Annotated in this window: 27 protein-coding genes and 1 tRNA gene; 13 read left to right on the top strand and 15 right to left on the bottom strand. The window is 72.7% G+C overall.

What is annotated here, in order from left to right:
* Positions 1-88 precede the first annotated feature (88 nt).
* Positions 89-1,444, top strand: a complete 1,356-nt coding sequence (locus ACGF5G_RS21105) for an ATP-binding protein (RefSeq protein ID WP_393265590.1) — start codon at positions 89-91, stop codon at positions 1,442-1,444.
* A gap of 121 nt (positions 1,445-1,565) precedes the next feature.
* On the opposite strand, the gene ACGF5G_RS21100 is transcribed toward ACGF5G_RS21105, so the two are convergent.
* The 3 genes from ACGF5G_RS21100 to ACGF5G_RS21090 all read right to left on the bottom strand — a co-directional run bounded on the left by ACGF5G_RS21100 (position 1,566) and on the right by ACGF5G_RS21090 (position 3,991).
* Positions 1,566-1,784, bottom strand: a complete 219-nt coding sequence (locus tag ACGF5G_RS21100) for an MMPL family transporter (RefSeq protein WP_393265105.1) — start codon at positions 1,782-1,784, stop codon at positions 1,566-1,568.
* Between the two features lie 83 nt (positions 1,785-1,867).
* Positions 1,868-3,472, bottom strand: coding sequence for a tetratricopeptide repeat protein (locus ACGF5G_RS21095; protein WP_393265103.1), 1,605 nt, complete (start codon positions 3,470-3,472; stop codon positions 1,868-1,870).
* A gap of 57 nt (positions 3,473-3,529) precedes the next feature.
* Complete coding sequence (locus ACGF5G_RS21090; protein ID WP_357703536.1) at positions 3,530-3,991, bottom strand: MarR family transcriptional regulator; 462 nt, start codon at positions 3,989-3,991, stop codon at positions 3,530-3,532.
* Between the two features lie 50 nt (positions 3,992-4,041).
* Here ACGF5G_RS21090 and ACGF5G_RS21085 point away from each other — a divergent pair, with 50 nt between their 5' ends.
* Entirely contained in the window at positions 4,042-4,563 is a 522-nt protein-coding gene (locus ACGF5G_RS21085) for a VOC family protein (protein ID WP_393265102.1), read from the top strand.
* A 160-nt stretch (positions 4,564-4,723) separates the two neighbouring features.
* Positions 4,724-5,620 carry a hypothetical protein gene (locus tag ACGF5G_RS21080; protein WP_393265100.1) on the top strand — a complete coding sequence of 299 codons (897 nt, stop codon included), beginning with the start codon at positions 4,724-4,726 and terminating at the stop codon, positions 5,618-5,620.
* 192 nt (positions 5,621-5,812) lie between these two features.
* On the opposite strand, the gene ACGF5G_RS21075 is transcribed toward ACGF5G_RS21080, so the two are convergent.
* Complete coding sequence (locus tag ACGF5G_RS21075) at positions 5,813-5,992, bottom strand: DUF4236 domain-containing protein (protein WP_350706667.1); 180 nt, start codon at positions 5,990-5,992, stop codon at positions 5,813-5,815.
* A gap of 168 nt (positions 5,993-6,160) precedes the next feature.
* Here ACGF5G_RS21075 and ACGF5G_RS21070 point away from each other — a divergent pair, with 168 nt between their 5' ends.
* From ACGF5G_RS21070 to ACGF5G_RS21060, 3 genes are all read left to right on the top strand, one after another.
* A complete protein-coding gene (locus ACGF5G_RS21070) occupies positions 6,161-6,316 on the top strand; it encodes a putative leader peptide (protein ID WP_393265097.1) in 156 nt (51 codons plus the stop codon).
* A 209-nt stretch (positions 6,317-6,525) separates the two neighbouring features.
* Positions 6,526-7,347 carry an ABC transporter ATP-binding protein gene (locus ACGF5G_RS21065; RefSeq protein ID WP_393265095.1) on the top strand — a complete coding sequence of 274 codons (822 nt, stop codon included), beginning with the start codon at positions 6,526-6,528 and terminating at the stop codon, positions 7,345-7,347.
* Positions 7,344-7,916 (top strand): flavin reductase family protein, encoded by a 573-nt coding sequence (locus ACGF5G_RS21060; RefSeq protein ID WP_393265092.1) that lies wholly within the window; start codon positions 7,344-7,346, stop codon positions 7,914-7,916. The genes ACGF5G_RS21065 and ACGF5G_RS21060 overlap by 4 nt, the downstream gene beginning before the upstream one ends.
* Before the next feature lie 140 nt (positions 7,917-8,056).
* On the opposite strand, the gene ACGF5G_RS21055 is transcribed toward ACGF5G_RS21060, so the two are convergent.
* The 3 genes from ACGF5G_RS21055 to ACGF5G_RS21045 are packed head-to-tail and all read right to left on the bottom strand — an operon-like array spanning position 8,057 to position 9,934.
* Entirely contained in the window at positions 8,057-8,569 is a 513-nt protein-coding gene (locus ACGF5G_RS21055) for a GNAT family N-acetyltransferase (protein ID WP_393265090.1), read from the bottom strand.
* Positions 8,569-9,024, bottom strand: coding sequence for an Rrf2 family transcriptional regulator (locus ACGF5G_RS21050; protein WP_334605641.1), 456 nt, complete (start codon positions 9,022-9,024; stop codon positions 8,569-8,571). The genes ACGF5G_RS21055 and ACGF5G_RS21050 overlap by 1 nt, the downstream gene beginning before the upstream one ends.
* Positions 9,025-9,031: 7 nt before the next feature.
* Entirely contained in the window at positions 9,032-9,934 is a 903-nt protein-coding gene (locus ACGF5G_RS21045) for a helix-turn-helix transcriptional regulator (protein WP_393265087.1), read from the bottom strand.
* A 195-nt stretch (positions 9,935-10,129) separates the two neighbouring features.
* Between ACGF5G_RS21045 and ACGF5G_RS21040 the strand changes: the two genes are divergently transcribed.
* A complete protein-coding gene (locus ACGF5G_RS21040) occupies positions 10,130-10,906 on the top strand; it encodes a glucose 1-dehydrogenase (RefSeq protein ID WP_393265084.1) in 777 nt (258 codons plus the stop codon).
* A 105-nt stretch (positions 10,907-11,011) separates the two neighbouring features.
* Here ACGF5G_RS21040 and ACGF5G_RS21035 read toward each other — a convergent pair whose 3' ends face one another.
* Positions 11,012-11,443: an SsgA family sporulation/cell division regulator gene (locus ACGF5G_RS21035; protein WP_007457244.1), complete on the bottom strand. Its 432-nt coding sequence runs from the start codon at positions 11,441-11,443 to the stop codon at positions 11,012-11,014.
* A 304-nt stretch (positions 11,444-11,747) separates the two neighbouring features.
* Here ACGF5G_RS21035 and ACGF5G_RS21030 point away from each other — a divergent pair, with 304 nt between their 5' ends.
* Positions 11,748-12,293: a TIGR02611 family protein gene (locus ACGF5G_RS21030; protein WP_393265587.1), complete on the top strand. Its 546-nt coding sequence runs from the start codon at positions 11,748-11,750 to the stop codon at positions 12,291-12,293.
* Between the two features lie 127 nt (positions 12,294-12,420).
* A tRNA-Val gene (locus tag ACGF5G_RS21025) sits at positions 12,421-12,492 on the top strand.
* Positions 12,493-12,569: 77 nt separating this feature from the next.
* Here the strand turns inward: ACGF5G_RS21025 and ACGF5G_RS21020 are convergent.
* From ACGF5G_RS21020 to ACGF5G_RS21005, 4 genes are all read right to left on the bottom strand, one after another.
* Positions 12,570-13,790, bottom strand: a complete 1,221-nt coding sequence (locus ACGF5G_RS21020) for a tyrosine-type recombinase/integrase (RefSeq protein WP_393265081.1) — start codon at positions 13,788-13,790, stop codon at positions 12,570-12,572.
* Positions 13,790-13,987: an excisionase family DNA-binding protein gene (locus tag ACGF5G_RS21015; RefSeq protein ID WP_088995191.1), complete on the bottom strand. Its 198-nt coding sequence runs from the start codon at positions 13,985-13,987 to the stop codon at positions 13,790-13,792. The genes ACGF5G_RS21020 and ACGF5G_RS21015 overlap by 1 nt, the downstream gene beginning before the upstream one ends.
* On the bottom strand, positions 13,984-15,552 hold the full coding sequence (locus ACGF5G_RS21010) for a replication initiator (RefSeq protein WP_393265079.1): 1,569 nt from the start codon (positions 15,550-15,552) through the stop codon (positions 13,984-13,986). The genes ACGF5G_RS21015 and ACGF5G_RS21010 overlap by 4 nt, the downstream gene beginning before the upstream one ends.
* Positions 15,553-16,650: 1,098 nt before the next feature.
* Positions 16,651-16,839 (bottom strand): hypothetical protein, encoded by a 189-nt coding sequence (locus ACGF5G_RS21005; RefSeq protein WP_393265078.1) that lies wholly within the window; start codon positions 16,837-16,839, stop codon positions 16,651-16,653.
* A 625-nt stretch (positions 16,840-17,464) separates the two neighbouring features.
* On the opposite strand from ACGF5G_RS21005, the gene ACGF5G_RS21000 reads away from it, so the two are divergent.
* Positions 17,465-17,638 carry a hypothetical protein gene (locus ACGF5G_RS21000; protein ID WP_393265076.1) on the top strand — a complete coding sequence of 58 codons (174 nt, stop codon included), beginning with the start codon at positions 17,465-17,467 and terminating at the stop codon, positions 17,636-17,638.
* 110 nt (positions 17,639-17,748) lie between these two features.
* Here ACGF5G_RS21000 and ACGF5G_RS20995 read toward each other — a convergent pair whose 3' ends face one another.
* Both ACGF5G_RS20995 and ACGF5G_RS20990 read right to left on the bottom strand, forming a co-directional pair.
* Positions 17,749-18,171 (bottom strand): hypothetical protein, encoded by a 423-nt coding sequence (locus ACGF5G_RS20995; protein ID WP_393265074.1) that lies wholly within the window; start codon positions 18,169-18,171, stop codon positions 17,749-17,751.
* 193 nt (positions 18,172-18,364) lie between these two features.
* Positions 18,365-18,580 (bottom strand): GntR family transcriptional regulator, encoded by a 216-nt coding sequence (locus tag ACGF5G_RS20990; protein WP_225853629.1) that lies wholly within the window; start codon positions 18,578-18,580, stop codon positions 18,365-18,367.
* A gap of 441 nt (positions 18,581-19,021) precedes the next feature.
* Between ACGF5G_RS20990 and ACGF5G_RS20985 the strand changes: the two genes are divergently transcribed.
* The 3 genes from ACGF5G_RS20985 (at position 19,022) to ACGF5G_RS20975 (ending at position 20,263) form a co-directional block, all read left to right on the top strand.
* A complete protein-coding gene (locus ACGF5G_RS20985; protein WP_393265072.1) occupies positions 19,022-19,240 on the top strand; it encodes a flavin reductase in 219 nt (72 codons plus the stop codon).
* Positions 19,237-19,410: a hypothetical protein gene (locus tag ACGF5G_RS20980; protein WP_393265069.1), complete on the top strand. Its 174-nt coding sequence runs from the start codon at positions 19,237-19,239 to the stop codon at positions 19,408-19,410. Before ACGF5G_RS20985 ends, ACGF5G_RS20980 begins: the two co-directional genes overlap by 4 nt.
* A gap of 655 nt (positions 19,411-20,065) precedes the next feature.
* Positions 20,066-20,263, top strand: a complete 198-nt coding sequence (locus ACGF5G_RS20975; protein ID WP_393265067.1) for a hypothetical protein — start codon at positions 20,066-20,068, stop codon at positions 20,261-20,263.
* Positions 20,264-20,367: 104 nt separating this feature from the next.
* On the opposite strand, the gene ACGF5G_RS20970 is transcribed toward ACGF5G_RS20975, so the two are convergent.
* Positions 20,368-20,629 (bottom strand): hypothetical protein (locus ACGF5G_RS20970; protein ID WP_393265065.1); only part of this gene is annotated, 262 nt, incomplete at its 5' end.

The following is a 20,629-nucleotide window of genomic DNA, read 5'->3' as shown; positions in this document are numbered from 1 at the left end:
AAGGGCCCCTTCCTATCGCCGCCGGTATAGGAAGGGGCCCTTGCTAACACGGCGGCTGCGTGCCGCGCTCGGGCTGCGGGGGCGGCTGATGGTGGTCGGGGTACTGGGCGTCTCGCTGGGGCTGGCCGTCGGCGGGCTGGTCCTGCTCGGCGTACTCGGCTGGTCGCTGCAACGCGCCGTCGACACCGAGGCGTTCCGGACCGCCGACGCCGTGGCGCTGTTGGCCGCCGAGGACGCCCTGCCCGACCCCCTGCCGGTGGCCGGGGGACAGGTCCGGGTGCAGGTGGTCGACGCGCAGGGACGGGTGCGGGCCGCCTCGATCGACGCCGACCGGCTCGTGCCGATGGTCCCGCCCGACCGGATCGAGGCCGGCGCGCGGCAGCGGCTGACGGTGTCGGGGGAGCGGATCGACCTGGCCGGGCCGGTCCGGGTGGTGGCCGTGCCGGCCGGCACGGCCGCCGAGCCGCTCACCGTCCTGGTGGCCCGCTCGCTGGCGGACGCGCGGCACAGCGGGCACGTCGTGCGGACCATCCTGCTGGTGAGCTTTCCGCTGCTGGTGGCCGTGCTCGCCGCCGTCGCCTGGCGGGTGGTCGGGGCCACCCTGCGCCCGGTGGAGACGCTGCGCCGGGGCGCCGAGGAGATCACCGGGCGCAACGGGGGCGGGCGGCTGCCCGTACCGGCCTCGCAGGACGAGATCCACCGGCTGGCGGTCACCCTCAACGGGATGCTGGGCCGGCTGGAGTCGGCCCGGGACCGGCAACGGGCCTTCGTCGCCGACGCCGCCCACGAGCTGCGCAGCCCGTTGGCCAACATCCGTACGGAGCTGGAGGTGGCCCGGCGGCTGGCCGACCGGACGGACTGGACCGCCGTGTCGGCGAACCTGCTCGCCGACACCGAGCGGCTCGGTCGGCTCGTCGACGACCTGCTGCTGCTGGCCCGCCTCGACGAGCGCCCGCCGGCGCGGGCCACCGGGCCGGTCGACCTGGGCGCGCTGCTCGCGTCGGTGGCCGGCCGGTACCCGTCCCCGCCGGTGCGCCTCGACGCGCCGGCCGGCCCGCTGTGGACCGAGGGCGACCCCGACGAGTTGCGCCGGATCCTGGCCAACCTGGTCGACAACGCGGTCCGGCACGCCCGCGCCGAGGTGGTGCTGGCCGCCGGCCGGGAGAACGGCGTGGCGGCGTACCACCTGGTGACCGTGACCGACGACGGGCCGGGGATCCCGGTCGCGCACCGGGAGCGGGTGTTCGGCCGGTTCACCCGGCTGGACGACGCGCGGGCGCGCGACGACGGCGGCGCGGGCCTGGGCCTGGCCATCGTGCGGGAACTGGTCCGCCGGGCCGGCGGGCGCGTCGAGCTGACCGACGCCCACCCCGGCCGGGACGGCGGGCCGGGGCTGCGCGTCCGCCTCGCGCTGCCGGCCCTGCCGGACCCGGAGCAGCCCTGACCGGCGCACAGGCCGCCGCGCTCCGCCGTCGACCACACCGCCAGTAGTCCGCTCGGAGCCTCGCACGGGGAGCGCGGGGAAACCGCCGAGGGCTCCCCGCGCTTCCCACTACCAGGAAGGCTCAGCCGCTGACCTCTGCCGCGACCCTGGCCTGTGCCGCCGAGGGCGCCTTCGGCGCCCGGCGTCCGGGCATCCACCAGTTGGCCCTGCCGCACAGTTCCATCACCGCGGGGACGAGGACCATCCGGATGATGGTGGCGTCGATGAGCACGGCGACGGCCATGCCGAGGCCTCCCTGCTTGACCGCGATGTCGGGGCCGAGCAGGGCGGCCGACGTCACGGTGCGACCTGCCGGCGCACCCGCCAGGCCCACTGACGGACGTACTCTGCGACGGACGACGGACGACGGACGACACGGCCGGGTCAGCGGCGCTTGGTGCAGACTTCCTCCGCCCGGGCGATCGAGTCGGTGGACCACACGACGGCGACGGTGAAGCAGTAGTCGGTGCTGCGGTTCAGGCCGTAGACGACGAAGTCGGTGGTGCCGGCGGGCAGGTTGGCGAACGCGGTCTGCGCCTGGCCGACCCGGCCGCCGGAGATGACAACCGGGCCCTCGCCCCCGGCGGGATAGGTCCAGCGCAGCGTCACGTTGTCCCGGTTGTCGCGCAGCGTCACGCCGCCCGGCGGGGTGCCGGGGGAGGCGGCACCGGCCGTCGGGCCGGCGGCGGGCGGGCCGGCCGTGGTGGCCGGCGGACCGGCGCCGGTCCCGGTTGAGGCCGACGCCCCGGTCGCGGCCGGCGGCGCTGGCCCGTCGTCACCGTCCATCCCGGCCACCCCGGCGACCACCGCCGCCGTGCCGAGCAACACCACCGCGACGCCGCCGACGACCAGGGGCAGCAGCCGGTTGTCGCGCCGGGCCGGCGCACGGTGCACCGGCACCGGCAGCAGCCGCGACGGCTGGTACGGCTCGTGGGGCTCCGCGGGCGTGCCGTGCTGGCGGACCCGGTGCACCCCGTCGGCCTCCTCGGCCCCGGCCAGGGGCACGACCGACGGCGGCACGGCGCTGTCGGCCGGCTGCTCACCGGCGGCCGGCTCCGGGGGCCACCAGCCCCGCGCCGGGTCCTCGGCCGGCTGGCGGGGCGTCGGCACCGGATGCGGCTGCCCGGCGGCCGGCTCGTACGGGTCCGGGTCGTACGGGTCTGGCTCGTACGGGTCCGGCCCGGCCGGCCGGTAGCCCGGCTGCGAGGGGTGGTACGCCGTCTGCGCGTCACCGGGGGGCGGGGTGCGCGCGGCCGGCACGATCGGGTCGTCCCGCCCGACGGGGGCGGTGTCGGCGCAGACATGATCCGGGCTGGCGGCCGCCCGGGCCAGCGTCGCCACCTGCGCCGCCAGCGGATCGTCGGCCGGCAGGTGCTGCCGGCAGAGCTCCCGGGCCAGCGCCAGGTTGTCGTGCGCCTCGGCGAACTGCCCGCAGTCGCGCTGCATCGCCCCGAGCCGCGCCAGCATCTTGATGCCGCTGGGGTGCCCGTCGCCGTAGACCTCGCGGTGCAGCTCCCAGGCGTCCTGGAGCCGGTCGCGGGCCACCTGGCACTGGCCGCGCGCGTACTCCACGGTCGCCAGGTCGGCGTGGGCGGCGAGCACCCGCAGCGACTCCGGGCCGTCCAGGGCGGTCAGCTCGATGATCACTTCCTGGTAGAGCCGGGCGGCGCGGGACCAGCTCCCGACCCGGTGCAGCACCGCCGCCAGGGTGGCCGCGGCGGCCACGGTGCGCTGGTCGGAGCGCCCGTGCAACCTGTTCGTGGCCGCGTACGCGAAGGCGGCCCAGCCCCGGGCGGAGTGCGGTTCGCCGAGGGCGACCAGCACGCGGGCCTGGAGGCTGGCGGCCTCGGCCAGCTCGGGCGTGGCGTTGGCCGGGCGCGGGTCGGCGTCGGTCAGCGCGTCGGCGAGCAGCCGCTGGGCGCCGGCGAGGTCGCCGGTGGACACCAGGTGGTGCGCCTGGTCAGTCAGTTCCCCGAAGCCGGAAGGCACGCCCCATCGTGCTCACCCGACGACGGTAAGTACAAGACCCGGGCCGGAGTGGATTGGTCAGGATCCGGTCAGGTGGTCGACGAGCGCCTCGCTGATCCGGCGCAACTGGTCCACCTGGGCGGGGCTCAGCGCGTCGAACAGGTGCCGGCGTACCCCCTCGACGTGGCCGGGCGCGGCGGCGGCGAGGGTCGCGAAGCCCTCGTCGGTGAGGACGGCGATCTGGCCGCGCCGGTCGGAGGGGCACTCCTCGCGGCGGACCCAGCCGGCCGCCTCCAGCCGGGCCACGGCGTGCGAGAGCCGGCTGCGGGAGGAGCCGCTCGCCTCGGCGAGGTCGCTCATCCGCAGCCGCCGTTCCGGCGCCTCGGAGAGCCGGACCAAAATCTCGTAGTAGGCGTGCGGCATCCCGGCGTCGTGTTGCAGCTCGCGGTCGAGCGTCTCCATCAGCGCGCGGGAGGCGGTCAGGAACGCACGCCAGGTGCGCTGCTCGTCCGGGTCCAGCCAGCGGGTCATGACCACCATCATACGCCCGGTAGTTGAATGTTCAACCAAATCGCGCTAGCGTCGGTGACATGGGAATCCACCGCCTCAACCACGCCGTGCTCTACGTCAGTGACCTCGCCCGCAGCGTCGCCTTCTACCGCGACGTGCTGGGCTTCCGGCAGATCCCGATGACCCCGGACGGCTTCCGGGGCGCCGCCTTCCTCCAGGCCCCCGGCTCCACCAACGACCACGACCTCGGCCTGTTCGAGGTCGGCCAGGGCGCGCGCCGCTCCGCCGCCGGCCGCGGCACCGTCGGGCTCTACCACCTGGCCTGGGAGGTCGACACCCTCGACGAGCTGGCCGTCACCGCCGAGCGGCTCGCGGCGGCCGGCGCCCTCGTCGGCACCTCCGACCACGGCACCACCAAGAGCCTCTACGGGCAGGACCCGGACGGCCTGGAGTTCGAGATCGTCTGGCTGGTGCCCGCCGACCGGCTCGACGACGCCGCCCTGGCCGCCCGCAAGCGGATCGGCCGGCTCGACCTGGCCGCCGAGCGGCGGCGCTACGGCGGCCAGACCCGCGGCGGGGTGGGCATCTCCGTCCCGGCCTGAGCCGGCCGTCCCGGCGGATCCCCTGCCCGGCCGGCCCCGGGCGAGGCCGCCCTCGGGCCCGGGCGGCGTCCGGCCCGGGGAGCGGCGCCCGGCCCGGGGGAGCGGCGCCCGGCCCGGGGGAGCGGCGTCCGGCCCGGGCCGCGTGCGGTAGAACGGCAGCATGCCGACCGACGCCGTCCTGCGCGAGCTGCTCGTCCGACACCTGGAGACCTGGCTGCCGGGGGCGCTGCACCGCGCCCGCCGGGTCACCGTCGCCCTGGCGTACGACGACGGCGACGCCGACTCCGCCGAGGCCGCCCTGCGGGTGGTCGCCGAGTACGCCGACCGGCTGCGGGGCCGCCAGCTCACCGTGCTCGTGCTCGCCGCCGGCACCGAGGAGCTGCCGGCCCGGCTGGGCGCGGTGGAGGCGGACCTGCCGGCCGAGGCCACCGTGCACCTGGTGCCCGGCGGGACCGCCCGGCTGCCGGTGGCGCTCAAGGCGGCCGGCGCGACCGGCGGGCCCCTGCTGTCGTACGTGGACGGGCCCGCCGACCCGGCCGTGCTGACCGCCGCGGCGGGCGGCAGGCCGGCCGAGGTGCTGCTCGCCACCGCGCCCGGCGCACCCGCCCGGGGCGCCCTCGCCGACGCCGGCTTCCCGCTGGCGACCGAGGTGGAGCTGGTGCCCGCCGACGGCGGGCCCGCGCGGCTGCTCGCCCTCGCGACCGGCTCGGACAAGAGCCTGGAGGCGTTCAAGGAGGCGCTCTGGGCGGTCGACGAGTTCGCCGGGGTCCGCTACCGCGACCCGGCCGACCCGGCCGGCCGGCTGCTCGACATCGCGCTGGTCCCCGAGCCCGGGCCGCTGCGCCGGGAACTGCTGGCCGAGCTGGCCCGCTCCGGCCCGCGTACGGTCACCGAGCTGCGCCGGTACGCCCTGACCGCGACCGTCTACCGCTCGGCCGACGCCGTCCGGGCGCTGACCGGGCTGCTCGGGGCGGGGGAGGTGACCCGCGACCCGGAGCACGGCCGGCTCGGCGGCGACGTGGTCGTCACCGGCCGGGACGCGCGGTCGACTCCCTGACCGCGTCGACGGGTTCGCGGCCGGCCCGTTCCACGCCGAGCCCTCCGCGCCGGCGCAACACCTGAGCGACGGCGCCACTCCTGCCCGACAGCGCCTTTCTTCCGCGCCGGCGCCACTCCTCGGGCGATGGCGGCCCGAACGTCGGGCGGGGCGCCGGTGGAGACCACCGGCACCCCGCGCGACCTCGGGACGTCACGCCCGGGACTTGTCCTGCTTCCAGGACAGCGGGCCCGGCAGGTCGACGCGGTGCGCCCTGGCCCGGGAGTTCCAGGACCAGCGGCCGATCTTGATGCTCCAGGACGAGAAGCCGTTCTCGGTGAAGTTCAGGATGATCGGGCCGTACTTCTTGCGCTTGCGGAACATCAGACCCATCGCGGGGCTCCCTTCGATTCCCTTCCCTGTCCTGACGGAACCGAACATGCCCGGAGCGCTGATTTCCGAAACCCGTCCCGGTCTGTCGTGGACGGTGCCCGCAGGGCCGACAATCCCTATCCACCAGATGGGTGTTACGGGTCGGTGGACCCTGGTGTGGATGGGGAGATGACGAAAGCGGCGGCCCCGATCTCATCTTCTGGAAGGACGTTGACCGGCCGGTACGCCCGCCGGCACCATGAGGTCATGTCGCAGCGGGACGAGCTCCTCCTCACCGCTCGCGTGCACGTCGACCTGGTCCGGCACGCGAGCGCGCTCTGTTGAGCTGACCGGCACCACCCCGGCCCGGCCCCATCGCCGCACTTCGCCCGCCCGTCCGCTCGACGCGGAGCGGCGCGTGCCTCCCTGCCCCTCGTCGGGCTTTCCTCCACCGCGTCGTGGACAGATCAGGAGACTCCCATGGACTCACCCCGTCGTACCCGTCCGCGTGCCCTCTCCGCGGCCCCCGTCACCGCCGTGGGCCGGGTGGCGGCATGAGCACCGACAAGATCCTCTTCGACCGGGTGACGAAGACCTTCCCGGCCCGCGCCGGCCGGCGTGCGTCCCCCGGCGCGGTCACCGCGCTGGACGAGGTCACCCTCGGCGTACGCCCCGGCGAGTTCCTCGTCGTCGTCGGGCCCGGCGGCTGCGGCAAGTCCACCCTGCTCGACCTGCTCGGCGGGCTGTCCCGGCCCACCGGCGGGCAGGTGCTGGTCGACGGCCGGCCGGTCACCGGGCCCGGCCTGGACCGCGGGATCGTCTCCCAGCAGTACGCGCTGCTGCCCTGGCGCACCGCCGCCGGCAACGTCGCGTACGGACTGGAGGCCAGGGGCGTGCCCCGGGCCGAACGCGCCGACCTGGTCGCGCACTACCTGGGGCTGGTGGGGCTCACCGGGTTCGCCGACCGCTACCCGCACGAGCTCTCCGGCGGCACGAAGCAGCGGGTGGCCATCGCCCGCAGCCTCGCCCACGACCCGGACGTCCTGCTGATGGACGAGCCGTTCGGCGCCCTCGACGGGCAGACCCGCGACTCGTTGCAGGACGACCTCGTGCGGATCTGGGAGCGCACCGGCAAGACGGTCGTGTTCGTCACGCACGGCATCGACGAGGCGGTCCACCTCGGCCGGCGGGTCGCGGTGATGACCTCGCGGCCGGGCCGGATCAAGCAGGTCGTCGACATCGACCTCGGCGACCGCGACGCCGTGGCGGACGTCCGCTCCTCCGACGCCTTCCGCCACCACCGCCACCAGATCTGGGCGCTGCTGCGCGACGAGGTCCGCGCCGCACAGGCCGCCCCGGCCCTGGTGCCGGCGTGACCACCGTCGAGCGTCCCCGGGCGGACACCGCCGACCTGCTGCCGGTGGACCGGGACCTGTACCGGGCGCTGCTGCGCCGGCAGGCCGCGACGGTCACGGTGGTCACCGCCGTCGCCCCGGGCACCGTCGAGCCGGCCTGCCTCGGCGGCCTCGGCGAGCCCGTCCGGGTCGGGTTCACCGCCACGTCGTTCACCTCGGTCTCGCTGGACCCGCCGCTGGTCTCGTTCTGCCTCGGCGTCGCCTCGTCGAGCTGGCCGGTGCTCGCCCGGGCCGAGCACGTCGCCGTGCACCTGCTCGGCGCCGGCCAGCGGGAGGCCGCCCGGGTCTTCGCCACCAGCGGGGTGGACCGGTTCGCCGCGTACCCGCACTGGACGCCGGGGCCGTTCGGGGTGCCGCTGCTGACCGGAGTGCTGGCCCGGCTGCTCTGCCGGATCGTGCACCGGCTGCCGGCCGGCGACCACACCCTCTTCGTCGCCGAGCCGCTCGCCCTCGGCGGCGGCGAGGACGGCGACCCGCTGGTCTACCACCGCGGCGGCTACACCGGCGCGGTCACTGCGGCGCCGGCGTGACCGGCTCGGCGGCGTCGGGCGTGCGCGCGGCGGACGGGTGCGCGTCCGCCGCGCCACCGCCCGGCGGGGAGCCGCTCGCGCTGGACCGGGCCGCCCAGGACCTGCTGTGGGTGGTGACCACCGGCAGGCCGCCGGGTGTCTCAGGCGGGGGCGCGGCCGACGGCGAGGACGCGGGTGACGCTGCCGTCGTCCTCGGCGATGTCGCGCTCGTGGACGAAGCCGAGCTTGCCCAGCAGCGCCAGCGAGGCGTGGTTGGCGTCGGCGACCGTCGCGTACACCCGGGGCAGGCCGAGGGTGTCGAAGCCGTACCGGACCAGGGCCCGGGCCAGCTCGGTGCCGAGGCCGGCGCCCCAGGCCGGCTTCGCCAGCGCGTAGACGAGCTCGTGGCCGTCGACCTGGTCGGTCCGCTTGATCTCGGCGTGCCCGACGTACCGGCCCTCGCGGCGGACCGCCCAGACGTCGAAGAGGTCGGCCGCGTAGACCTTGGTGAAGACCCGCCCGAACAGTGCGCCGGCCGCCTCGGCCGCCATCGGGCCGTCGCCCATGAACCGGCCCACCTCCGGGTCGGTGAAGAGGGCGACGAAGTCCTCGGCGTCGTCGGGCCCGTAGGGCTCCAGCAGCAGCCGGTCGGTCTGCAGGGTGGGGGTGGGCATCAGCGCGGCTCCCAGGCGTCGGGCAAAGCGGTCAACCTACGCACGTGGGCGGGCAGCCGGCCACTGATTATCTCCGCGAGGCTCACCTCGTCGACCACCCGTCGCACGGCCGCCCGCACCGCCACCCAGAGCCCGGGCAGGTTCTCGGCAGCGCCCTCGTAGCTGGTCTCCTCCGGGCGCAGGCCGCGGACCCCGGCCAGCGGGCCCTCCACCGCGCGCAGCACCGCGCCGACGGTCACCTCCCGCGGCGGCCGGGCCAGCGTGTAACCGCCCTCCGCGCCGCGCTGCGCCCGGACGATGCCGGCCCGCCGCAGGTCGGCCAGCACCGCCTCCAGGAACTTGCGCGGCATGTCCTGCTCCGCCGCGATGGCCTGGGTGGAGAGCAATCTGGGGTACGCGGTGGCAAGGCTCAGGGCCGCCCGTACCGCGTAGTCGCCGCGCGCGGAGATCTGCACCCCGTCATCATGCCCGGCGGAGCCCGCCGACCGCGTCAGCGGGCGGACGGGGCCGGACGACCGGACCGGGCGCCGGCTGCTCACGGGCGGCCCGGAACGCGCCCGGGCTCATCCCGACCTCGCGGGTGAAGAACCGCCCGAAGTTCGTCGGCTCGGAGAAGCCCAGCCGCCGCCCGATCTGGGCGACCGGCTCGTCGGTGGCGGCCAGCAGCCGGCTCGCCTGGAGGGCCACCCGCTCGTCGACCACCTGCTTGGCGCTGCGCCCGGTCACCGCGAGGCAGGCCCGGGTGAGCGTCCGCACCGAGCAGCCCAACCGGTCGGCGTAGTCCTCGACCCGGCGGGTGTGCTGGTAGCCGCGCTCGATCTCCCGGCACAGCCGGTGGAAGGTGGCGGCCTCCGCCCGCGGCACCGGACGGGGGCCCTCGGGCAGCAGGGACAGCCGGAGCAGCAGCACGGCGAGCTGGTGGCGGAGCAGGCCGCGGGCGGCGGCCAGCCCGTGGTGCCGCTGGCAGTCCACCGCGAGCTGGCTCACCTCGGTGATCACCGCGTCCTCGTCCTCGCCGGCGAGCTGGAGCCAGGCCGGGACGGCGTCCGGGTCGACGTCCAGCCCGCGCAGCGCGTCGGCGTCCCAGCGCACCACCGTGGCGTCGAGGTGCGGGCCGGCGCAGCGCAGCACCTGACCGGCGCGCACCCGCAGCAGCGTGCCGGGCCGGCAGGGCAGCGCGCGGAAGTCCAGCTCGGCGGTGCCGTGTCCGCCGGCGGTCAGGATGAGCAGGTCCCGGTCCAGCAGCACCGGACGCCGCCAACCCGGGCCGGACGCGAGGTCACCCAGGGTGAGCGTGTCGATCTCGGCTGGGGTGGTGGCAGGGGTGTCGGGCGGCGCGGGGGAGAGCTGACCGGAAGAGACCATCGCCTGCGACGGTAGCCCGGGGCGACGATCATCGCATCCCGAAGACGGCGGGCGGGGGTTGTCCGGGCTGTCGGCGGCGGGCTACGTTACCGAGCGGTAGAGCCGTCCGGTCGCGGCACGCCCGCAGCCGGTCGCACCGGCCGGGCCGGCCGCGTTCACCCCCGGCGGTCCCGGCCGACTCGCGATGGGATGGGCATGACGGATCTGTTCTCAGTAGACGGCAAGACGGTCCTGGTCACCGGCGGCTCGCGGGGGATCGGCCTGATGATCGCCCAGGGCTTCGTCCGGGCCGGCGCGCACGTGATCATCTCGTCCCGCAAGGCCGACGTGTGCGAGGCCGTGGCCAAGGAACTCTCCGCCGAGGGGCGCTGCGAGGCCATCCCCGCCGACCTCAGCAGCGACGCGGGCGCCGAGGGCCTCGCCGCCGCCGTCCGGGAGCGCGTCGACCGGCTCGACGTGCTGGTCAACAACGCGGGCGCGACCTGGGGCGCGCCGCTGGAGGAGTACCCGGAGAGCGCGTTCGACAAGCTCTGGGCCGTCAACGTCAAGGCCGTCTTCCGGCTCACCACCGCGCTGCTGCCCGCGCTGCGGGCGTCCGCCAGCCCCGACGACCCGGCCCGCGTGATCAACATCGGCTCCGTCGACGGCATCCGGGTGCCGTTCATGGAGGTGTACGCGTACTCGGCGACCAAGGCCGCCGTGCACATGCTCACCCGCAGCCTCGCCCACCAGCTCGCCGGCGAGCAGATCACGGTCAACGCGATCGCGCCGGGGCCGTTCGAGAGCAAGATGATGGCGTTCGCGCTGGACGACCCCGCGTCCCGGGCCGCCATCGAGGGGCAGGTGCCGCTCGGGCGGATCGGCCGGCCGGAGGACATGGCCGGCACCGCGATCTACCTGTCGTCCCGCGCCGGGGCGTACCTCACCGGCGCGGTGATCCCGGTCGACGGCGGCATCACCACGCACGGCTGAGCCCGGCCCCGGGCGGGAGGGCTGCCCGCGTACCCCCTGGCGGGCCGGAGCCGCGCGGACTCGGCAGATCCGCGCGGCCCCGGATGGCCCGTCTTGCCGGTTTTCTCAGCGGCCGGCGAGCAGCCGGTTCACCGCGGTGTCGACGTCCAGGTGCTCGGCCTCGCGGCCGCGCGGGACGACGACGTAGGTTCGCCGCAGGAAGCGCACCAGGACGCTGCGCGGCACCTCGAAGAGGGCGTTGCCGTCGGGCGACGACAGCGCCAGGGCGACGAAGTCCCCGCGCGGGGTGGCCCAGGGCCAGACCCGCACGTCGCCGATGCCGGCCGGCTCGTCGAGGCCGGTGACCAGCAGCTCCCGGGCGAAGGACCAACTGACCGCCTCGCCACCGGCCGATTCGGCGTGGAACAGGACATGGACCGCATACGGATCAGCAGGGTCGTAACGCAGACTGGCACGCACCGGCAAGGCCGTGGCGTCAGGTGCGACGAGCCTTAGCGACGTCTCGACCTCTACGGTCGTCGGTCGGATGACACTCATGGACGATCTCCCCCCGGCACCGCTGCGGAACGCGCGTGTCCCGCTTTTCCCATACTCAGGTGCTACTCCTGGCTACGCTCCGCCATACGCTGACTTCACCCAGTGGTGGGAAGGGGGTCGGAAAGTCCGCGTGAATGTGAGGATTCATGTAGGGTTTTCCGGTTCTGCCCAGTGCGCGATCCCGCCCGGCATCGGGTGGTTCAGTCGTCGACTTACTCCGGTAACGTCCAGTCGACCGTTGCAGTGACGGGCGCGCGCCACACTGGGGGAGGAAATGGTCACGAAACGATCCTCAGTGGATCCGATGGCCGCGCCGGGCGGGCCGAAAGTCGCGGTCCGGGCAGCCGAAAAGCGGGGGTACGGGGTGCCGATGGAGCAGCAGGGCCGGTCAGGTCGGACGCCGGTCGACCGGGGTGGCGCCAACGGAACGGCGCTGGCCGAGCGGCGGCGCCGTCCGCGCTGGCGGCAGCGGCTCGCCACCACCCTCGACCTGATCCGGGCCAACCCGACCGGCCGCGTCGCCCTCAAGATCTTCATCGCCATCGCCGGCGCACTCGTGGTGACCATCGGCATCGCCCTCATCCCGCTGCCCGGGCCGGGCTGGCTGCTGGTGATCGCCGGCCTCGGCATCTGGGCCGTCGAGTTCCACTGGGCTCGCCGGCTGCTCGGCTTCACCCGCCGACACGTGCACAGCTGGACGCAGTGGGTGAAGGACCAGTCGCTGGCCGTACGCTTCGTGCTCGGCAGCGTCGGCCTGGTCTTCGTCGGCACGGTGGTCTGGCTGTCGCTCAAGTACAGCTTCGGCATCGACGTGATCGCCGAGGCCCTGCACTACCTCGCGACGAACTGACGTGCCGCTGCGGCGACCCTGGCGTGCCCGTGGCGGGGGCGTGGTGGGGCGGCGGTCGAGACCCAGCGACGCGCCGACCCCGGATTTCCGGTCCGGTCCCTCGATCAGGTAGAGTCATCGGCGCTGAGGGCGATTAGCTCAGCGGGAGAGCGCTTCGTTCACACCGAAGAGGTCACTGGTTCGATCCCAGTATCGCCCACGCAGGTCAAAGGCCACTTCCCGGCTTCGGGAGGTGGCCTTTCTGCTGTCGTACAGCAGTGAAGTACAGCAGCGGCGTCAGTGGCCGAGGGAGTCGCCGAGGCGCTTGAGGGCTTCCCGCGTCGCCTTGGACGAGACCTGGGTGTAGATCTCCATCGTCACGGAGAAGCGGGCGTGCCGGAGCACCTGCATGGCGACTCTCGGGTGGACGTCGAGGTCTGCGAGCAGCGAGGCACAGGTACGCCGGGCGTCGTGGACGGTGATCGGCCGTGTGCCCGCCTTGTCGCACCGGGTCTGCCAACTCCGTTGGAAGTTGCGTGGCTCGATCGGTGTGCCATAGCGGGTGGTGAATACGAGGTCGGTTTCCTGCCACGCCTTTCCGGCCGTTTCTCGCGCCACGTTGCGTTGTTCGCTTCGCAACTTGAGCGCGGTCAGGCAGATATCGGGGAGGGGGAGTGTGGCGTCGGACGCCTGGGTCTTGGTGTCGCGGTGAAGCAGTTTTCCCCGGACCCGTTGCAGTTGGCGGCCGACGGTCAGCTCTCCCGCGTCGAGGTCGATGTCGTCCCAGGTGAGCCCCAACGCCTCACCCTTGCGCAGACCGACGACGAGGACCAGGGCGTAGGCGGCGTAGAGCGGGTCCTCGTCGGCGCGGGCCGATTCGAGGAACTTGCGGGCCTCGTCACTCGACCACGACTTGCCACGCCGGCGGCGGACCGTGGCGAGGGTGACCGGCACGGCCGGGTTCTTGGCGATGAGGTCTTCGGCCTGGGCGTGGGTGAGGGCGGCCCGCAGTGCGGCCCGGATGTCGCTGACCGTCCGTGTGGACGGGACGGCCTGGCAGCAGCGGCCGACCGCGCAGCAGCGCCGCTTGTGCTTGGGCCGGGCAGCGTCCTTGCCCTGGGCGCAGCACTGGCAGGTGCGGGCCACCTGGTTGATCCACGTCTGCACGTCGCGTGACTGGAGCCGGTCGAGCCGCTTGGCTCCGAGGCCGGGGGCGATGTAGCGGCGGACGAACGTCTCGTATGTCGCGTAGGTCAATGGTGCGCGGTTCGGCTCGATGATCTCCGACAGCCAGTAGGTGAGGAAGCTGCCGACAGTCGGGACACTCGTCGCCATCGGGCCCTGCTTAGCCTGCTGGTGCAACTTGATCCACTTGTCGTGGACGGCCTCGCGGGTCTTGCCGTAGACGTACTTGCGGGTGCGCCGGCCGTCCGGCTTGGTTACCCAGACGTAGGCGGCGAAGCCGTTGCGGTACGGGAAGATGGAGCCTTCGCCGTTGGCGCGGGCACGGGCGGGCATCAGGCGGCCTCCTGACGTTCGACCTGCTCGCGGATGTAGTCGTCGACCCATTCGGGAAGGATGCGGCGGTACTTGCCGTCCTTGATGGAGCGCAGCTCGCCGGTGGCGATCTTCATCTTGACCTTGGAGATGCCGAAGCCGAGCAGCACGGCGACCTCGGCGGGGGAGTACCAGCGGGGGCGGAGGTCGTGGCTCATGCGGCGGCTCCGGCAAGCCAGGCTTCGTGGGCGAGTTCCTGGCGTCCCACGCGTCTGCGCTCACGGCGTTCGGCAGCGGCGCTGTTGGCCAGGAGCGCGTCTCCGTCGGTGAGCCAGCCAGCCCCGGAGTAGGAGAGGACGCCGACGGTGATGGTGTCGGCGGTGTCGTCCTCCGCGCGGCGGTAGGTGGCGCGGGTGTCGCGGAGCAGGCCGAAGGTGACGGAGTAGCGGCGGGCCTTGGTGAGGAAGTGGCCGCCGAAGCCGAGCATGTGCGCCCAGCGGCGCAGCCCCGCGTAGGGGTTCGGTGTGGTGTCAAGGTGGCCTTGACGCTCGCCGCTGGGTGCGGCGCCGGTGGCTGTCGTGGTGTGGGTGGGGCGGCCGAGTCGCCAGCAGGCGTCGATGAGGCGGGCGAGGTGGTCGCCTTCCGGGTCGGCGTAGGCGTCGATGGTGTCCGGGGTGAGGCGGGTCGAGTAGTGGCCGGTGACCTCGGTCGACTTGGTGGCGTACTTCGCCAGGTAGGCAGCGACCTTCCCGTCGGTCACGTCCCCGTCGCCGGTGCCGATGCGCCGCACGTCGACCTGCTCGCCCCAAGCCACGATCCAGCCCTCCGGTCGGTCGGGGTGGGCGGGCGCGGTGACGGTGATCTGCCGGACGGCGGCGCGGATGGCGGCGTCGAGGTCGTCGACGGTGACGCCGGCCGGCGGCGGCACCAGGGCGTCGCGGTCGCCGGGGTCGACGCCGTCGAGGCGCAGCAGGGCGTGGAAGTGGACCGCGCCCCGGCGCTGCATCTCGGCGACCTTGCCGTGCGACACCCGCACTGGCGGAACGGTCCGGACCCGCCTGGAGTCGCCGACGACCTGGCCGGGCGGGATGCCGCGTCGGCGGCAGAGGGCGGCGAGGTGGCGCTCGATGGCCTGCTTGGTGCGCCGCCACAACTCGCCCGAGAACCCGTTCCAGACGGCCTGGTGGTCGTGGTCGTAGCAGTCCAGGCAGAGTGGCTGGCCGAGCTGGGGGTCGTCGGCGTCGTGGCGGGCGAAGCACGCCGCGGGCTGCCCGTGGTCGCAGGTGGTGGCGGTGCGGCGGGCGTGGCAGGGAGCTGGCCGGCAGTCGCAGCGCCTCCGGTCGCCGCAGGTGTGGCGGGGGATGTGCCGGTGGTGAACCGCGCCGAAGGACGGGGCGGTGAAAGTGGCGAAGACGACCGGGTGCCGGGCGACGGAGGCGGGGACGCCTCTGCCTCCGGTCAGGCCGCAGCGGACGACCTGGAACGCGTCACCGGCGTAGGTCCAGGCGCAGTCGGGGCACTGCGCGGCGCGGCGGTTGCCGCACGCCTTGTAGAGGGTGCAATCGGGCAGCTCGTCGGTGTGCTGCTCGCGCAGCACTCGGCCGGTGTCTGCCTCGGCGGTGGTGAGGGTGCCGGTGAGGCGGATCGGGCGGGTGCAGCCGCCGGCGGAGCGGGTGTGCTCCAGCCAGCCGAAGAAGTCCGGGGTGGTGGCGGCGCGGAACATGGCCTGGGCGTCGCGGCCGGCGGCGACGCCGGGCCGATGCAGGTCGAGCAGGGTGGACATGCCTTTCTCTCCTCAAGCGGTGGCAGGGACGGGGAACGATCCGCCACCGCTCGCGGAGGTGCTGCCGCTGGTGGCGTTCGTGGTGTCTCCTGGCACCGCCGAGGACGGCGGCTTACGCCGGAGGCGGAAGTGCCTGTGCTGCGCTCCCGCCCGAGGAGCTGATGGCTCCTGACGCTGTCGTTGACGGCCTGGTGGTGAGGCCGGACGGGTGGAGGAGCCTGGTCGTCGGCATCCGGCGGAATTGCCGCAGGCCCTTCCACCCGTTGGAGTCAGCGAATCCGGGCCATCGTGGACGGCGAAGGCCGTGCTGGGCCGCTTAATGGATTCGGGGGTGACCGGCACAGCGGGCCGGTGCGATCGAGAGCCGGCGGGCGTGTCCCCCAGCAGCGGCAGGAAGGCCGCTCAGCGTCTCCGAGTCGAGTCCAGCGGTCCGGCGGGAAGGCCGCGCTGGCGTGCTCGACGGTCGCCAGAGTAGCACCGGGTCTCGACACGTCAACCCGTCGTGATCGTGCGTCCGAAGCGGTCCCCGGCCGGCTGCCGGTGGTCTGGGAGGACTTTCTGTACATCTATCAAGGCGGCCCTGAACGGGCCGCACGCGCCGCCGCCTGGGCGCGCGTCCGTCGCTCCGCTGGCGCTCCGACTCCGGCCACGCAACACGCCCGGCGGCTGGCGCGGAAGCGGGAAGCCCAAGGGGCCGCCGCAGAACGACAGGGCCGTTGACCGGGTCGTGGTGGGCCGGCAGCCGGCCGGGCCGCGCGGCCACGAGCCCGCGCGGCGTAGGGGAGCGTACGCCAGCCGCGTCGGCGAGCTGGCGGCGGTCGGGGGGTTGCGGTTACTGCGCCTCCGGCGGGGGCGCTCCGGCTCCAGGATGGCCGGGGCTGCGTCGGCGCGTTGCGGTCCGTGGGTGGTTGCGCGAGCCATCCCACCTGCCCTCGACCCGGGCAAGCCGAGCAGACCCCCACCCGACCCGCCAGCGTCCGAACGCGCGTCAAGGCCGTCTTGACGTGGCGGGCCGGGCGGCGGCCCGCTCCCAGCAGGGCGGGTCGATGGCAGACGGGATGGCGCACCGGGATTGCACGTGCCGGGGTCCCCGAGGTGTTAGTCGAGCGGCTCAGCACCTGATATCGCCTTCTTCTCGCGGGACTTGGACTTCGGTTCGATCACCGCGTGAAGAAGCGTGGCGATACCGAGAGCGCCGAAGAACCCATCCTGGGTCGAAGTGGTGAGGCCCAGAGCAATGCCGATGCATGCACTCGCCACCAAGATCAAAAGAATTCGCAGAGTCACTGACTTCCCTCCTCGCGCCTTACCCAGAAGCGTGGTGGCCGGCGAGAGTGGCCCTAGCCAGTTATCCGATAGGAGTGCAGCTCTGCGCGAAGCAGGTCTTGCCTGATCAACACCGCTGCGGAGGCTCACAGCCGTCAGAATTAGCCGTAACGCTCTACGATGTGCTGGTGGCTGCTACGAAGCGCGCGTGCCAGGTGTGCGGGTCTCTGCTTCCCGAGGGGAGTAGGAGGGATAGGAAGTACTGCTCTGACGGTTGCCGACAGCGTCGGTACTACATTAATCGGCGATATGGTGGCAGAGATCCAGATTTTCACATACTTGGGCAAAATATGTTGTACAGCCTGCTTTATTCGGTGGCTCGACGCTTAAAAGAACCAGTTTTGCCAGCCCATATTGCGCTCGAAGTCAGACGTGAGTTCCGTATGCCGTTTCAGGTGGAGCGGCTACCTAAGTTATGCGCCCGGCTGGGATGTGGGGTGCCAGTAAACCCGAACTCTCGAAATGACCGGGCATTCTGTTCCAATGCCTGCCGGCAGCGCGCTTATCGTCATGCTCGCCGGGGCGGTTCCACGAACTGAGCCAAGGGCGCTGCCGGAATGGCTGCCGACAGCAACGCCATCGCGTGATGACGGCAGGGACGGGCCTGATGGTCGCCCTGGGCTACATGGAACAGCCCCGACCGCTGAACGAGGCGCTGTTGGGTGCGATCGGCGGCGGCCACGACGGCGACGGGGTTCCGTCGTTGGAGGAAGCGCCGTTCGTCGGGCTTGGGGCACACACGGGGCACAAGACAGCGTGAAACGTCGGCAACCAGCCACCAATGACGTGAGGTCGGCACGGGGTGCGGCCAGCGGGTCGGGCACGTTGGTGCAGGTCACGGGAGGCCCCGTCTTAGTTCCGCTTCAACAGTTACAGGTCACCAGCTGCGGCTACCAGGACGACTGGAAGTTCCCTGTCCCACTGGCCGACGCCGAGACAGACGCTGCGATCTTCGAAGTGCCAGACAGACACGGACGGCACGAAGTTGGAAAGGACGCCAGCAAGGGCCGGCACTGTCTCGCCCTGCATCGAGCGGTCCAGGACTGGGCTTAGCTCGACCCGCTCCGGGGGCCCCCAGACTTGGATCAGTGCCTCCGCCAGGACAAGGCACTCCCGGTCGAAGTGATCCCATACCTCGTTGACCTGCGACCGATCCTCCCAGAATTCGGCACTGGTGCTCAGGTGCAAGATTCGGTAGCCCGGACCTGCCGCGTCGGCAACAGCGGCATGGGGACCCGGTAGAGGCTGATTCTTGAGTCCGAGCACCCGCTCCAGGCATTCAGCGAGATCCACAGCCAGCCACTCTAGGTGTTGAGCTGTAGGCCATCTGCGGTGGCTGCCGAAAGCAACGATGACAGCAACCGGCCGGGACGAGGGCAGCCGCCGGCGGCTGGGCGCAGACAGATTCCCGAGGTCACGGACGCGGACGGACCCCACCGGACAGAGCGCCCAGAACTTACAAAGCGAGGGATCCGGGCCGCGCGGCCTACTCCGCGACGAAGACGCCCACGCCTGGCAGGGTCTCGGTCATTCCCTTGATCCTTAGCACCTGCATCGCTCGGTCGATCACGGGCTCGGTGACGCCGTAGTGCTCGATCAATTCTCGGCGGCTGGGCAGCTTGGAGCCAGGCGGGAACTCGCCGGTCGCGATGCGTTCGGCGAGGTCGTCGGCGATCTGCTCGTATCGGTAACGCGGTGGCACGGTGTTCCCCTCGGTTGGCAACACGAGTAGACCACCTACGCCAGCCCTTGACTACCCAACGGTACCTATGGGAGGTTGCCGAGGAGGTCGATTCCCCCGGTTGGCGCTGTGGGTCGTCCTCGCCGGTGTGGATGTCCGGCGCACCCTGCGATCGGGCATCCACGCCTCCGGACACCTGCGGCACCAGGAGGCGGCAGTGCTTCCTTTCCAATTCCCCAGCTCGGCGGTTCGTGGCCCCGGCCGCTGGGGCGAGCCGATGAAGCGCGTTTCCTACGACGAGTACGTCCTGGCGGCAGCGCTCACCCTCGCCCGTCGCCATCGGCCCGTGTGGTCCTGGCGGCACTGGCGCCACATCTGCCGCTGCGGCGCGGCCCTGCCGTGCCGAAGCCGCCACCGCATCCCTATCAACCGCGGCCACTGGCCCAGCCAGGACGGCCCGCGATGACCACTCACCACCCGATCAAGCCGGCTTGGACGTGCGGCGGCTGTGCGGGGGAGTGGCCCTGCCCGACCCGGCGGCGGGAGCTGCGAGCGGAGTATGACCGTGCTCCGGTGTCGCTGGCCCTTTACCTGGCCGCCCAGTTCGTCGATGCAGCCCAGGACCTGGCCCACGTCCCCGCCGGCCACCTGCACCACCGATTCCTCGGCTGGACCCGATGAGCATTCTGCGGCCCGGCGACGAGAAGTTCCACTACAGCGACGGCTCGCACAAGTGGATCCCGCCCGACCCGGACTACGACCAGGAGGTCTGGGACGAGCAGGTCCGCCAGCACAAGCAAGGCCACCTCAGAAACGAGCGCCCGAAGGTCCGTATCCAGCGCCTCGTCTGATGCCAGCAGTACAGCAGTGAAGTACAGCAGCGGTGCCAGCCGAACCGAGCCGAGAAGCGCCTCAGCAGGCCGTCTGACCTCGCATCGAGCCCGATCCGACCCGCTCGCCGAGAGTTCACACCGAAGAGGTCACTGGTTTGACCCCAGTATCGCCCATCATAAATATTTGCAGGTAGCGAGCCCGTCACCGGAACCCCCGGTGACGGGCTTTCGCGTTGCCGCCCCGTAAGTTGGGAGCAGATTGGGAGCAGGCCCATCCGCGCGCGCTCCTGACCTCGGCAAACGGGGTGTGCTTCCCGTGATCACGGCAACCGTCGTCGATCTCTTTGGAGTCGATGCGGAGTTTGCGGTGCTCGTCCCGGCACTTCCAGCGGCTGCCGTCACCAAGGGTGCTCACAGGCGGTGGCACACATTCTCCGCCATGATCATCGGTGGGGCCGCTGCTGCTCGACTGCCGACTGATACGCGGCTGCTTCTCTCGTCGCAGCCGGTTGATGAAGATGCCGACCTGCCGACGGCCCGCACACCTGATCATGTGAGGCGTGTTGATGGGACGACGAGGGCGTAAGGGCCGGCTCGAGTTGGAGACGGAGTACTGGCGGCTGCTGCAGTCCGGGTGGGGACGCTTGAGGCACGTCCCCGGCTCAGGCGCCGGGTGCAGTACCTGGAGGACGTCGCCCAGCTCGCTGGCTTGCGGCTGCTGAACCCCGCTCAGCGCGCCGCAGTGCTCAGACTTCTTGCCGACCTCCCCGGCATCACCGTCACCGGAACCGTCACTGACCGCGCTGGACGCACCGGGGAAGCCTTCTCGATCACGACCAACGCCACGGCCTGCCCGCCCAGTACACCGTGATCGTCGATCCGCGCTCCGGCGCTCTGTTGGGATACGAGGAGATGCTGACCACCACGGCGGGGGAAGCTCAACGTGACCATCCCCGCGGTGGTCACCTACCGCTTCTACCTCACGGCCGAGTAGACCGCCATGCCACGCTGACGAAAGTCGGGTGTGTGCGTCGTGAAGACACCGCCCACCCGACGATCGGCGCAGTACTGCTCAGCCGAGCTGAGCGGGAGCAGACGGCTGTAGCTGTCCGCGCGGTGGCGCGTGGCGCCGTGCGCTGTCATGTCGAGATCAGTGAGCCTTTCCTCGCAATGGGTGGATTGCCGCCGACTCAGGCCGGCTGTCCGGCACGCCGCGTGCTGTCGCGACGCTGCGGCG

The sequence above is a fragment of the Micromonospora sp. NPDC047730 genome (genome assembly GCF_043204765.1).
GTDB lineage: Bacteria > Actinomycetota > Actinomycetes > Mycobacteriales > Micromonosporaceae > Micromonospora.
Note: the sequence above shows the minus strand (reverse complement) of the source record. Positions and strands in the feature narration are given on the sequence as shown.